Source organism: Streptomyces tailanensis, assembly GCF_008386495.1.
Taxonomy (GTDB): Bacteria; Actinomycetota; Actinomycetes; order Streptomycetales; family Streptomycetaceae; genus Streptomyces; species Streptomyces tailanensis.
Genome location: NZ_VTHJ01000022.1, coordinates 85,922 through 98,492 on the forward strand (window position 1 = coordinate 85,922; position 12,571 = coordinate 98,492).

The 12,571-nt window shown below is 71.3% G+C and carries 11 protein-coding genes; 8 read left to right on the forward strand and 3 right to left on the reverse strand.

Annotated elements, in window-relative coordinates; all coding sequences use genetic code 11:
- Positions 1 to 4 precede the first annotated feature (4 nt).
- On the forward strand, positions 5 to 988 hold the full coding sequence (locus F3T56_RS19870) for an ABC transporter ATP-binding protein (protein WP_149826524.1): 984 nt from the start codon (positions 5 to 7) through the stop codon (positions 986 to 988).
- Positions 981 to 2,042, forward strand: a complete 1,062-nt coding sequence (locus F3T56_RS19875) for an ABC transporter ATP-binding protein (RefSeq protein ID WP_149826525.1) — start codon at positions 981 to 983, stop codon at positions 2,040 to 2,042. Before F3T56_RS19870 ends, F3T56_RS19875 begins: the two co-directional genes overlap by 8 nt.
- A 245-nt stretch (positions 2,043 to 2,287) precedes the next feature.
- Here the strand turns inward: F3T56_RS19875 and F3T56_RS19880 are convergent, their stop codons facing one another.
- Positions 2,288 to 4,444 carry a S9 family peptidase gene (locus F3T56_RS19880; RefSeq protein WP_149826526.1) on the reverse strand — a complete coding sequence of 719 codons (2,157 nt, stop codon included), beginning with the start codon at positions 4,442 to 4,444 and terminating at the stop codon, positions 2,288 to 2,290.
- A 225-nt stretch (positions 4,445 to 4,669) separates the two neighbouring features.
- On the opposite strand from F3T56_RS19880, the gene F3T56_RS19885 reads away from it, so the two are divergent.
- From F3T56_RS19885 to F3T56_RS19900, 4 genes are all read left to right on the forward strand, one after another.
- Positions 4,670 to 4,864: a hypothetical protein gene (locus F3T56_RS19885; protein WP_005480627.1), complete on the forward strand. Its 195-nt coding sequence runs from the start codon at positions 4,670 to 4,672 to the stop codon at positions 4,862 to 4,864.
- Positions 4,865 to 4,968: 104 nt separating this feature from the next.
- Entirely contained in the window at positions 4,969 to 5,940 is a 972-nt protein-coding gene (gene mshB / locus F3T56_RS19890) for an N-acetyl-1-D-myo-inositol-2-amino-2-deoxy-alpha-D-glucopyranoside deacetylase (RefSeq protein ID WP_172639033.1), read from the forward strand.
- A 64-nt stretch (positions 5,941 to 6,004) separates the two neighbouring features.
- The gene (locus F3T56_RS19895; RefSeq protein ID WP_149826527.1) at positions 6,005 to 6,436 is read left to right on the forward strand and encodes a DUF6113 family protein; all 432 of its coding nucleotides are present in this window, start codon (positions 6,005 to 6,007) and stop codon (positions 6,434 to 6,436) included.
- A gap of 160 nt (positions 6,437 to 6,596) precedes the next feature.
- Positions 6,597 to 8,789, forward strand: a complete 2,193-nt coding sequence (locus F3T56_RS19900; protein WP_172639034.1) for a hypothetical protein — start codon at positions 6,597 to 6,599, stop codon at positions 8,787 to 8,789.
- 67 nt (positions 8,790 to 8,856) lie between these two features.
- Here F3T56_RS19900 and F3T56_RS19905 read toward each other — a convergent pair whose 3' ends face one another.
- The gene (locus F3T56_RS19905; RefSeq protein ID WP_149826529.1) at positions 8,857 to 9,717 is read right to left on the reverse strand and encodes a transglutaminase-like and tetratricopeptide repeat-containing protein; all 861 of its coding nucleotides are present in this window, start codon (positions 9,715 to 9,717) and stop codon (positions 8,857 to 8,859) included.
- A 17-nt stretch (positions 9,718 to 9,734) separates the two neighbouring features.
- Entirely contained in the window at positions 9,735 to 10,820 is a 1,086-nt protein-coding gene (locus F3T56_RS19910) for a GNAT family N-acetyltransferase (protein ID WP_149826530.1), read from the reverse strand.
- A gap of 141 nt (positions 10,821 to 10,961) precedes the next feature.
- On the opposite strand from F3T56_RS19910, the gene fdxA reads away from it, so the two are divergent.
- A complete protein-coding gene (fdxA, locus tag F3T56_RS19915; protein ID WP_005480604.1) occupies positions 10,962 to 11,279 on the forward strand; it encodes a ferredoxin in 318 nt (105 codons plus the stop codon).
- Positions 11,280 to 11,467: 188 nt separating this feature from the next.
- On the forward strand, positions 11,468 to 12,562 hold the full coding sequence (locus F3T56_RS19920) for a bifunctional succinyldiaminopimelate transaminase/glutamate-prephenate aminotransferase (RefSeq protein ID WP_149826531.1): 1,095 nt from the start codon (positions 11,468 to 11,470) through the stop codon (positions 12,560 to 12,562).
- Positions 12,563 to 12,571: the final 9 nt, after the last annotated feature.

Genomic DNA, 12,571 nt, shown 5'->3' on the forward strand with positions numbered 1-12,571 from the left:
CGCCATGTTGCTCGAAGTGCGTGATCTGCATGTGGAGTTCAGGACGCGGGACGGGGTCGCCAAGGCCGTCAACGGCGTCGACTACGGGGTGGATGAGGGGGAGACGCTTGCCGTCCTCGGCGAGTCCGGGTCCGGCAAGTCGGTCACCGCGCAGGCGATCATGGGGATCCTCGACATGCCGCCGGGGCGGATCACCGGCGGCGAGATCCTCTTCAAGGGCCAGGACCTGCTGCGGCTCAAGGAGGAGGAACGCCGGAAGTTCCGCGGCGCCGAGATGGCCATGATCTTCCAGGACGCGCTGTCGTCCCTCAACCCGGTCCTGTCCGTCGGCGACCAGCTCGGCGAGATGTTCGTCGTCCACCGGGGCATGTCGAGGAAGGACGCCCGCGCCAGGGCCGTCGAGCTGATGGACCGGGTCCGCATCCCGGCCGCCAAGGAGCGCGTACGGGACTATCCCCACCAGTTCTCCGGCGGCATGCGGCAACGCATCATGATCGCCATGGCGCTGGCCCTGGAGCCGGCGCTGATCATCGCCGACGAGCCGACGACGGCGTTGGACGTCACCGTCCAGGCCCAGGTCATGGCGCTCCTCGCCGAACTCCGACGCGAGCTGAACATGGGGCTCATCCTCATCACCCACGACCTCGGCGTGGTCGCGGACGTCGCCGACCGCATCGCCGTGATGTACGCGGGCCGCATCGTGGAGTCCGCCCCCGTCCACGACATCTACAAGGCCCCCGCCCACCCGTACACCCGAGGCCTCCTCGACTCGATCCCGCGCCTGGACCAGAAGGGACAGGAGCTCTACGCCATCAAGGGCCTGCCGCCCAACCTCATGAACATCCCGCCCGGCTGCGCCTTCAACCCCCGCTGCCCGATGGCCCGGGACGTGTGCCGGACCGATGCGCCCCCGCTGTACGACGTGATCCCGTCGGACGGGACCCGGGTGAGCGCCTGTCACTTCTGGACGGAGTGCCTCCATGGTTGAGCCGATCCTGGAGGTGAGTGGACTGGTCAAGCACTTCCCCTTGACCCAGGGCATTCTGTTCAAGAAGCAGGTCGGCGCCGTCAAGGCCGTCGACGGTGTGGACCTCACTCTCAGCAAAGGGGAGACCCTCGGCATCGTCGGCGAGTCCGGCTGCGGCAAGTCGACAGTCGCCAAGATGCTGGTCAACCTTGAACAGCCGACGGCAGGGTCGATCAAGTACAGGGGCGAGGACATCACCAAGCTCTCCGGCAAGGCCCTCAAGTCCGTCCGCCGTAACATCCAGATGGTCTTCCAGGACCCGTACACCTCCCTCAACCCCCGTATGACCGTGGGCGACATCATCGGAGAGCCGTACGACATCCACCCCGAGGTGGCCCCGAAGGGCGACCGGCGGCGCAAGGTCCAGGAACTGCTCGACGTGGTCGGGCTCAACCCCGAGTACATCAACCGCTATCCGCACCAGTTCTCCGGCGGCCAGCGCCAACGCATCGGCATCGCCCGCGGGTTGGCGCTCCGCCCCGAGATCATCGTCGCCGACGAGCCCGTCTCCGCGCTCGACGTCTCCGTCCAGGCCCAGGTGATCAACCTGTTGGACCGGCTCCAGGGCGAGTTCGGGCTGTCGTACGTCTTCATCGCCCACGACCTGTCGATCGTGCGGCACATCTCCGACCGGGTGGGGGTCATGTACCTCGGCCGCATCGTGGAGACCGGCCGCGACGCCGAGATCTACGACCATCCGACGCATCCCTACACCCAGGCGCTGCTCTCCGCCGTGCCCGTACCGGACCCCGAGGCCCGCGAGCACCGGGAGCGGATCATCCTCTTCGGTGACGTGCCCTCCCCGACGAACATCCCGTCCGGCTGCCGCTTCCGCACCCGCTGCTGGAAGGCGCAAGAGAGGTGCGCGCTGGAGGTACCGCTGCTCGCGGTCCCGGCGGAGTTCCGGCTCACCACCGGGCCGGCGGCCCATGACTCGGCCTGCCATTTCGCGGAGGAGAAGCAGGTCGTGCCGCCGGAGGAGCCGACTGACGATCATGTGAATGGGGTGGAATAAGCGGACAAATGCGCACCAAATGCGTTAACACGTCGGCAACTTCGCTGACGCGGTTCCGATATACGGACGCGCGAACCTAAATCACGTACGGCCGTGCGGGTGCCGTAAACAGGCCGGGGCGCGCCATGTCGCCCCGGCCTGTTGCTGTCCTTTGCGCCTGAACCGGCGCCGCTCTCGCGGACCGGGCTGGTGCTTCGTCGTGGTTCCTCAATTGATCGTTGCGGTGCTCCGTGGAATGCCGGTGCTCAGCCCAGGTTCAGGGCGCGCTTCAGGAAGTCCACCTGGAGCAGCAGCAGGTTCTCCGCGACCTGTTCCTGCGGGGTGATGTGCGTGACCCCGGAGAGCGGGAGCACCTCGTGCGGGCGGCCGGCGGCGAGAAGGGCGGACGACAGGCGCAGGGCGTGGGCGAACACGACGTTGTCGTCGGCCGTGCCGTGCACGATCATCAGCGGGCGGTGCGGATCGGCGGGGGCGGACAGCCCCTCGTCCGTCACCAGCGAGCTCTTCGCGTACGTCTCCGGGGTCGCCGTCGGATCGCCCAGGTACCGCTCCGTGTAGTGCGTGTCGTACAGCCGCCAGTCCGTGACCGGGGCGCCCGCGATGCCCGCGTGGAAGACGTCCGGGCGGCGCAGGACCGCGAGGGCCGCCAGCCAGCCGCCGTACGACCAGCCGCGGATCGCCACCCGGGACAGGTCCAGCGGATGCGACTTCGCGAGGTCGTGCAGCGCGTCCACCTGGTCGTCGAGGGAGAGCGTGAAGTCGCCGTCGATCTCCTTCTCCCAAGCGGGGGAGCGGCCGGGAGTGCCGCGCCCGTCGGCGACCACCACCGCGAAACCCTGGTCGGCGAACCACTGTGAGGTGAGGTGCGCGTTGTGCGCGGCCAGTACCCGGGGGCCGTGCGGACCGCCGTAGGGATCCATGAGGACCGGCAGGGGAGTGTCACCGTCGTACTCCCGTGGCATAAGCAGGGCGCACGGTACGCGGCGTGCGCCCCCCTGTGTGAACCGTGCGCGCGGGGACAGACCGGGATCTTCCGCGTAGGACGCCACGGTCGCCACGTGCTTGCCGTCCCGCAGCACCCGCACCTCGGCCCCCGCCTTGTCCGGGACATGGGAGACCAGCACCGTCACGCCCCCGGAGCGCACCGCCGAGTGCACGCCGGGTTCCTGGGAGACACGCTCCATGCCCAGCTCGTTCACGCGGTAGACGTGCACCTCGCCGATCTCCGGCTCGGCGGCCGCCTCGCCGGCCGACGCGGAGACCAGCACGTCGTCGTCGGAGACGTCCAGGACCGCGCGGACGTGCAACTGCGGTCCCGTCAGCGGGCGTTCGCCGACCGCCAGCACCCGCGCGCCGCCCTCGTCCGCGACACGCACGAGCTGACCGGAGGGACTCCACGAGGGCACCCCAGGGAAAAGATCAAGCCAATGTGGATCTTCGTCGGCGTGCACCATCCGGGTCGCCCCCGAGTCCGGGTCCACGGCCAGGAACAGCAGGCTGCGCTGGTCCCTCGCCTGCACCAGGATCAACGGCGCACCCGCCGCTGACCAGTGCACATGCGCCAGATACGGGTAGCGCGCCCGGTCCCACACCACCTCCGTGCGGGTCCCGGAGAGGTCGGTCACGAAGAGCCGTACGTCCGCGTTGTCGGTTCCGGCCGCCGGATATGCCACCCGCTGCGGCTCCCCTTCCGGCTGCGCGGGGTCCGAGATCCACCAGCGGCGCACCGGCGTGTCGTCCACGCGTGACACGAGCAAGCGGTCCGAGTCGGGAGACCACCAGAACCCCCGCGAACGGCCCATCTCCTCGGCCGCGATGAACTCCGCCAGACCGTGCGTGACGTTCTCCGACCCCTCCTCGGCCAGCGCCAGATCGCCGCCGCCCTCCGCCTCGACGACCCGCAGGCCACCCCGGGCGACGTACGCGACGTACCGGCCGTCGGGGGAGGGACGGGGGTCGATCACCGGTCCGGGAACGTCGAGTTCACGTGCGGTCCCGGCCCGCAGCTCGGCCACGAAAAGCCGCCCCGACAAGGCGAAGGAGGCCAACTCCACGGCCGCGTCGGTGGCGTAGCCGACGATGCCGGCGCCGCCCTCGCGGCTGCGCTCACGGCGTGCCCGCTCCTCGGCCGACAACTCCTCCAAGGAGCCGCCGAGCAGCGCGCCCGGATCGGCGGCGATCCTCTCCGGGCCTTCGCCCGGTGGGACGCCCGTCCCGCTTCGCTCGTCGCCGTCCGGAACGTCCAGCACCCACAGCTTGTTGGCCCGGTCGGTGCCGGACGCGGACCTCAGGAACACCACACGGGAACCGTCGGGAGCGACGGAGAACGCACGCGGCGCGCCGAGGGTGAAGCGCTGCGTCCGTGCGTGCCGACGGGGGAAGGACTCGGGCTCGGTCGTCATGCGACGACCATATTGGCCATGCGCCCCCTTGTGCGGCCGTGCGCCGATCGATGCGCGCGTATGGATAGTTATGATCACTACCGCCGGGTGGGTATGAACCTGCTGCCCGCTGTGTGGATTTACAACTGCGTCACCCACGTCACGGTTTGACTCGCACGATCCGCGTCAAGCCTGACTACTGCTTCACTCCCCAGGTCCCAGGGAACTTTTTGGAGGTGAGCCGCCGTGGCACTCTCGATTTCGGCGGTGGTGCTGCTGGCGATCATCGTCTTCATCCTGATCAAGAAGTCAGGGCTGAAGGCACCACACGCGATCATCTGCATCCTGCTCGGCTTCTACCTCGCCTCCTCGACCATCGCGCCGACGATCAGCGAGCTGACGACCAACATCGCGGGCATGATCGGCAGCATCAAGTTCTGACACCTCTGGCCACCCGGGGGCCGTCCCCGCCCCCGTGGTCGCCCGTTCCCGTGAATGCCCGTGCCCGCCGTCGGCGGGGTGCGGGTGCCTCGTAGGGTGGGCCCATGACGGATCTGCCCTCCCCCAGCCTTCGGCCGGGGGGACCCCCATCTCGCGTCGCTCGCCGACTGCTCCTGGTGCACGCGCACCCGGACGACGAGTCGATCAACAACGGCGCGACCATGGCCAAGTACGCGGCCGAGGGAGCGCGGGTGACGCTGGTGACCTGCACCCTCGGCGAGGAGGGCGAGGTCATCCCGCCCCACCTCGGGCATCTCGCGCCCGACCGTGACGACGCGCTGGGCCCGCACCGGGTGGGCGAGCTGGCCGAGGCCATGAAGGAGCTCGGCGTCACCGACCACCGCTTCCTCGGCGGCCCCGGCCGCTATCGCGACTCCGGGATGATGGGCGTCGAGCAGAACGAGCGGCCCGGCGCCTTCTGGTCCGCCGACCTCGACGAGGCCGCCGCCCACCTCGTCGCCGTGATCCGCGAGGTACGCCCCCAGGTCCTCGTCACCTACGACCCGGGCGGCGGCTACGGCCACCCCGACCACATCCAGGCCCACCGCGTCGCCATGCGCGCCGCCGACCTGACCCCCGACCCGGAGTTCCGCCCCGATCTGGGCCGGCCCTGGGAGATCGCCAAGGTCTACTGGAACCGGATGCCGCGCGGCGTGATCGTGGAGGGCTTCGCCCGGCTCCGCCGCGACCTCGCCGAGCCCGGACGGCTCCCCTTCACCCGGGCCGCGGCCGTCACCGATGTGCCCGGAGTGGTGGACGACCACATCGTCACCACCGAGATCGACGGCACCGGCTTCGCGGCAGCGAAGGCCGCGGCGATGCGCGCGCACGCCACCCAGATCGCGGTCGCCGAGCCGTATTTCGTCCTCTCCAACGAGCTGGCGCAGCCTCTTCTGGCCACCGAGTACTACGAGTTGGTGCGTGGCAGACGTGAAGGGGGGAGCCGGGAGAGCGACTTGTTCGAGGGGATCCCGGGCACTTCATTCGAGGCTGCTCAGAACGGAACGGGCCTGTGATGCGTACATATGTGCATGACGAACGAGTGGTGCTCGCGGGCGGAAGCCGAGAGGTGGTCCGGCGATGACGCGGGCGGACCGGCCGACGGGCGGGCAAGGCAGCGCGCTCGCACAGCCGTTGACGATGCCCTCGCTCGGGCGGAGCGCCGCCCACCTGGGGCTCTTCGCGCTGGGAGCCGTGGTCGGAGTGGCCGGTGGGCTGGTCCAACCCGCCTGGTTCCCCGGCGGGTTGCTGCTCGCGCTGCTCGGCGCGGCCGGGCTCTTCCTGGGCGGCGCCCGGGCGATGGGCTCCAGATCGGGGGCCGTTGCACCGGCCCTCGGCTGGATGATCTCCGTCGTCCTGCTCACCTCCACCCGGCCGGAGGGCGACTTCATGTTCGCCGCGGGAGCGGGCTCGTACCTCTTCCTGCTCGGCGGCATGGCCGTCGCTGTGATGTGCGCCACGCTTGGCTGGGGGCGGCAACCGACCGGGCCCGGCGCCCGACTTGGGAAGTGACGTACTACTTCGCCGCAGCGCGCAGGTGGGGGTCCCGTGTGGGTTTCCCACTCGGTCGTGGGATACACGCCGGAAGTGGCCAGTATGGTGGTGCGCGCCGCCGAGCTGCCCGCTGAGTTGAGGTCGTGACGGGCGGCGGAGCAAACCGGGAGAACCTGCCTTGAGTCGTGAAACTGACACTTCGTCCTCCGGGGCCAATGGGCGCGGCAGCACCGCGTACCCGTCGGGGACACCGCCGTACGGCACGCCCATGGCCACCGAGGCCGGCGCCGACGCGGCCCGGTCGGGCGCGGGCGAGCGGCCGGAGGGACCCAAGACCGAGACCACACTGACGACGCGGGTCCGGATCAACATCCCCGGATCCCGGCCCATCCCGCCGGTCGTCGTGCGCACGCCGGTCGGCGACGGCGAGGGCGCCGCGGACGACACCGGGTCCGAGTCGGAGACCACCGGCACGACGGCCATGCCCGTGCTGACGGACACCCCGGCACCCGTGCCGGAGCCCTCCCCGGCGGCCGACGACAAGCCGACCAGCGACTGGTTCGCGCCACGCAAGGCCTCCGCGCCGCCCAAGGGTCCGGGCTCCGGCGCGAGCAATGGCGCCGGGTTCTCCACGGGTACGATGCCCGCGCCGGGCCCCGGCGCGCCGAGCGGCCCCGGCCGGGGCGCCCGCCCCGGCGGCGGCAACGGCGCAGGTCCGCTGGGCGGCGGCCCGGTCGGCGCCGGTGCCAGGCCCGGTGGCCCGCGCCCCGGCGCGAACGGCGGCCCCCGGCCCGGCGGTACGAGCGGTACGAGCGGTACGAACGGTGCCGGGCTCCCCGGTGCCACCGGCGCCGGACCGGTGGCTCCCGGCCACGGCGGCGGCACCGGCTCCTTCGACGTGTCGGCCGCGCTCGCCGCCGCCAAGCCCGAGCGCGACGATCTGCCGTACTTCTCGGACAACGACCCGGGACGCGGTCCCTCCGGCCCGAACGGCCGGTCCGGCCCGGCGGGCCCGACCGGCGGCCCCGTCACCGGCGACAGCCCGCTCGGGTCGCCCGCCGCCCCGGGCAACCCCTTCGGTGGCCCCGGCAACGACTTCTCCGCCCCCGGTGCCGATTACGCCCGCCCCGGTGGCGGCCTCAGCGACGACACCGCGATCCTCACCCCGCAGCGGCCCGCCCCCGAGCCGGGCACCCCGGGCTACGGCGGCCCCGGCCCCGTCGTCGACAACCCCTCCGGGCACACCCTGACCAGCGGCATCCCCGTGGTGCCGCCGGGCATGCAGGCCGACCGGTTCGGTCCGGGCGGCGCCGACGGCGCGACCCAGCACACCCCGCCGAAGCTGCCCGACCCGGGCCCGCAGCAGAAGCCCGGCCAGGCGAAGAACGCGAAGGCGGCCAAGTCGGCCAAGCCGGCCAAGAAGAAGGGCCGCAGCAAGCTCGGACTGCTCGTCGGCGGTGTGGTCGTCCTCGGCGGCGGTGTCTACGGCGCCGGCCTCCTCATGAACCACTCCGACGTCCCCAAGGGCACCACCGTGCTCGGCGTCGACATCGGTGGCGGCACCCGCGACGAGGCCGTCAACAAGCTCGACAAGGCCCTCGGCGACCGTACGACCAAGGCGCTGAAGCTCACGGTCGACGGCGAGACCGTCTCCCTCACGCCCGACCAGGCCGGACTCCAGTTCGACAAGCAGGCCACGGTCGGCGCGGCCGCCGTCAGCGACTACAACCCCGTCTCGGTGGTCGGCGCGCTCTTCGGCCAGAAGCGGGTCGTCGAGCCCGTCATGCCCGTCGACGAGGAGAAGCTGCAGGCCGCCCTCCAGCGCGCTGCGGGCAGCTCCGGCACGGCGAGCGACGGCACCGTCAAGTTCGAGGCCGGCAAGGCCGTCGCCGTCTACGGCAAGGCGGGCAAGGGCATCGACGTCGGCGGCTCCACCGAGGCCGTCGAGGAGGCGTACCGCGCCCAGGTCGAGACCGGCAAGGACGCCGCGGTGAACCTCCCGACCAGGACCCAGGAGCCGTCGGTCGACAAGGCCGAGGTCGACCGGTTCATGAAGGAGTTCGCGGCGCCGGCGATGTCTGCCAACGTCACCGTGCAGACGAACCCCGCGCAGAGCACCCCGCTCCCGCTCAGCCCCGAGAACTCCCTCTGGAAGTTCCTCAAGGTCAAGGCCGTCGACGGCAAGCTCGTCGACTCCTACGACGAGAAGGCGCTCAAGGAGCTGTACGGCAGCACCTTCGACGGCGTACTGATCACCCGTGCCAACGGCGAGAAGACGCCGGTCACCGTCGAGGATGTCTACGGCGCCCTGCGGCTGGCCCTGCAGAGCAAGGATGACCGCACGGCGGTCATCGAGACGGACCCGAGTTAGCGGATCGCGCACGAGAGGGCACCCGGCATCTGCCGGGTGCCCTCTCGTCGTAGGACAGTCACCCGGCTCAGTTCAGCAGAGCCCGAGCCGCGTCGGCCTGTCGCCGTACCTTCTCAGCCGCCCCCGGATCCACCGCCTCCACCACCTCCGCGTAGGCCTCCAACTCGGCCGCCCCCCGCAGAAACTCCCCCCGCCGCACGAGCAACTGCGCCCACTCGTACCGGAGCCGTGCCGGATGCGAAGGCATCGCCAACGACAACTCCAGGGCCCACAACGCGACATCCGACCGCTCGGGCCGGGCGGCGGCCCACGCCCGCACGTTGTTGAGGATCCGCACCACCACGTCCAACGGATCCGCGGGGCTCAGCATCGAGGGGTCCAACGGCCCCCCGGTCGCCCCGGCGACAAGCGTCTCCGCGTCGCTCCCGCTGAGCACCCGCCCGCCGTCGAACGGATCGGCGAGGACCTGCCCCGACAACTCCTCCGGCGGCCCGAACCCCACCACGAAGTGCCCCGGCAACGCGACCCCGTACACCGGAGCCCCCGCCCTCCGGGCCACCTCGATCCACACCACCGACAACAGGATCGGCAGCCCGCGCCGCCGTACGAGCACCTGATGCAGCAGCGACGACGCCAGCCGCTGATAGTCCGCGGCGGACCCACGAAACCCGCACCGCTCCCCGAGCGACTCGGCGAGCGCGGCCGCCCAGGCCCGCGGCCCACCGGGCCGGAACGGCAGCTGCCCGGCAAGCCGGTCCAGCTCGATCTGCGCCGCGTCGATGCCGGCCTCGTCCAGCGCCCCGTCCCCTGCCGCCCCCACCAACAGGCACAACGTGGCCAGATCGGGCCGCTCGGCCCGCGCCTCCTCCTCGAACCGCCGCCGCACCTCAGCGGCCCGCTCCGGCTCCGGAGGAAAGGGCGCAGACATAGCAGGGTGGTGCCCCATCACGACGATCCATACGACTCGGACCGGGCATCGGTGTCGAACTCAGGCCCCCGATAGTGGTGATAAGCGTGATGCATCGCGAACCCCATCCCCCCGTACAGCGCCCGCGCCCCCGCGTTTTCCGACTCCACCTGCAACCACCCCGCGGAGGCACCCTCGTCCAGCGCCCGCTGGGCCAGCGCGGCCATCACCGTCGAGGCGAGGCCCTGGCGGCGTCGGCCCGGGGCGACCTCCACGGCCGCGAACCCGGCCCAGCGGCCGTCCACGACGCACCGACCGATCGCGGCCGGCCCCTCACCCTCGGCACCCGGGAGGGTCGCGAACCACACCGAGGGACCGCTGCCGAGCACCTTGAGGGCGACCTCGCTCAGGCCCTTGCGTTGGTAGCGGCTCAGCCATGCCTCGTCTGCCGACCGGGACAGTACGACCCCGGCGGCCTCCCGGTCGGCGACCGGTGCCAGCGCCCCGATCCACAGCTCGGCGGTGACCTCCCGGACCCACCCGCGCTCCTCCACCTCGGCGCACAGCAGCTCCTGCGTGCCCTCGGCGCCCGTGGCGAGCTGCATGTACGCGGGCAGCCCCCGGCTCGCGTACCAGCCGCGTACGGCCGTCAGCGCGTCGTCCAGGGGCATGCCGGGGTCACCGAGGGGCAGCACCGAGTTGGCCCGCCGGGTGAATCCCGCCCGTCGCCCGACCACCGCCCCCCACGGACGCGCTGCGCGCGGCACCTTCTGGACTGCGGCCCGCAGCTCCCACTCACCGAGCCGCTCCCGTTCGAGCGGCTGCCAGGCCCGCGCGGAGACGTGCGCGAGCTCCTCGTACGAGGCGGCCGGTCCGCGCCTGCGGGCGGGCGTGGCGGGCACCACCTTCCCCGCCACCAGCGACGACTCCTCGATCCGCACGTGCTGCCCGTCCCGCCGGACGATCACCAGCACTCCGTCGTCCCATGATGTGAGAACACCCACCGTGTCAGTGAATTTCCCACCCCCGGCGGCATCCGCGGCAACGCGTCGCACGGAGACACGTTTGCCCACGTCAGCAGCGGAGACACGGATCTCGAACCGTCCACCGGCAGAGATTTCCACAGGTCAGTTCACCCCTCCTGTTCGGATCACGCCCAAGAACGGAGATACTAGGTGCGGGCATCGACGACGCCGCGCTCCCGCGCGCCAGGTGGCGGAGCCTGAAGACGGCTCGCCAGCGCCCTATCGAGGAGGAACGACAGCGTGACCTACGTCATCGCGCAGCCTTGTGTCGACGTCAAGGACAAGGCGTGCATCGAGGAGTGCCCGGTCGACTGCATCTACGAGGGCCAGCGGTCCTTGTACATCCACCCGGACGAATGCGTCGACTGTGGTGCCTGCGAGCCGGTCTGCCCGGTCGAGGCGATCTTCTACGAGGACGACACTCCGGAGGAGTGGAAGGACTACTACAAGGCGAACGTCGAGTTCTTCGACGAGCTCGGCTCGCCCGGCGGTGCCAGCAAGCTCGGCCTGATCGAGCGTGACCACCCGTTCGTCGCCGCGCTGCCGCCGCAGGCCTGAGAGAGCGACGCCGCAGGCCGCCCTGGTCGGCGGCCCGCATCCGCGCCGCCTCGGTCCCGTACGGCCTGATCACCATGATCGCCGTACGGGACCGAGGCGTTTGCCGTACGAGCAGTACGTACGCCTCCGTCCCCGCGGCCCGCCGGTACCGCGGCGGAACGTACGGACGAGAAAGTGAGCCAGATCCCGTGTCCGCAGTCAGCGATCGCCTCCCCACCTTCCCCTGGGACAAGCTGGAGCCGTACAAGGCGACGGCCGCCGCGCATCCCGGTGGCATCGTCGATCTCTCCGTCGGCACCCCGGTCGACCCGGTGCCCGAGCTGATCCAGAAAGCGCTGGTGGCCGCGGCGGACTCACCGGGCTACCCGACCGTCTGGGGCACGCCCGAGCTGCGCGACGCGATCACCGGCTGGGCCGAGCGCCGCCTCGGCGCCCGCGGGATCACCCACCACCACGTCCTGCCGATCGTCGGCTCCAAGGAACTGGTCGCCTGGCTCCCCACCCAGCTCGGCCTCGGCCCTGGCGACCGGGTCGCGTACCCGCGCCTCGCCTACCCGACGTACGAGGTGGGCGCCCGCCTCGCCCGCGCCGAGTACGAGGTCTACGACGACCCCACGGCCCTGGACCCCACCGGCCTCAAGCTCCTCTGGCTGAACTCGCCCTCGAACCCCACCGGCAAGGTCCTCTCGAAGGCCGAGCTGACCCGGATCGTGGCGTGGGCCCGCGAGCACGAGATCCTGCTCTTCTCCGACGAGTGCTATCTGGAGCTGGGCTGGGAGGCCGACCCCGTCTCCGTTCTCCACCCGGACGTGAACGGCGGCTCGTACGACGGCATCGTGGCGGTCCATTCGTTGTCGAAGCGCTCGAACCTCGCGGGCTACCGGGCGGCCTTCCTGCTCGGCGATCCCGCCGTCCTGAACCCCCTCCTCCAGATCCGCAAGCACGGCGGCATGATGACTTCCGCCCCCACCCAGGCGGCGGTCGTGGCCGCCCTCGGCGACGACGCACACGTCCGCGAGCAGCGAGACCGCTACGCCGCCCGCCGCACCGCGCTCCGCCTGGCCCTGGAGAACCACGGCTTCCGCATAGAACACAGCGAGGCCAGCCTCTACCTGTGGGCCACGAGGAACGAGTCCTGCTGGGACACGGTCGCCCACCTCGCCGACCTGGGCATCCTCGTCGCGCCCGGCGACTTCTACGGCGAAGCGGGGGAGCGGTACGTCCGTGTGGCCTTCACGGCGACGGACGAGAGGGTGGCGGCAGCGGTAGAGCGCCTGGGGTAAGCCGCAGAG

What these genes read in the sequence shown, in the direction of transcription:
- F3T56_RS19870 (WP_149826524.1), top strand. Translation starts at nt 5, where the DNA reads ATGTTGCTCGAAGTGCGTGATCTGCATGTGGAGTTCAGGACGCGGGAC.
- F3T56_RS19905 (WP_149826529.1), bottom strand. Translation starts at nt 9,717, where the DNA reads ATGTCTGCGCCCTTTCCTCCGGAGCCGGAGCGGGCCGCTGAGGTGCGG.
- F3T56_RS19895 (WP_149826527.1), top strand. Translation starts at nt 6,005, where the DNA reads ATGACGCGGGCGGACCGGCCGACGGGCGGGCAAGGCAGCGCGCTCGCA.
- F3T56_RS19875 (WP_149826525.1), top strand. Translation starts at nt 981, where the DNA reads ATGGTTGAGCCGATCCTGGAGGTGAGTGGACTGGTCAAGCACTTCCCC.
- F3T56_RS19880 (WP_149826526.1), bottom strand. Translation starts at nt 4,444, where the DNA reads ATGACGACCGAGCCCGAGTCCTTCCCCCGTCGGCACGCACGGACGCAG.
- mshB (WP_172639033.1), top strand. Translation starts at nt 4,969, where the DNA reads ATGACGGATCTGCCCTCCCCCAGCCTTCGGCCGGGGGGACCCCCATCT.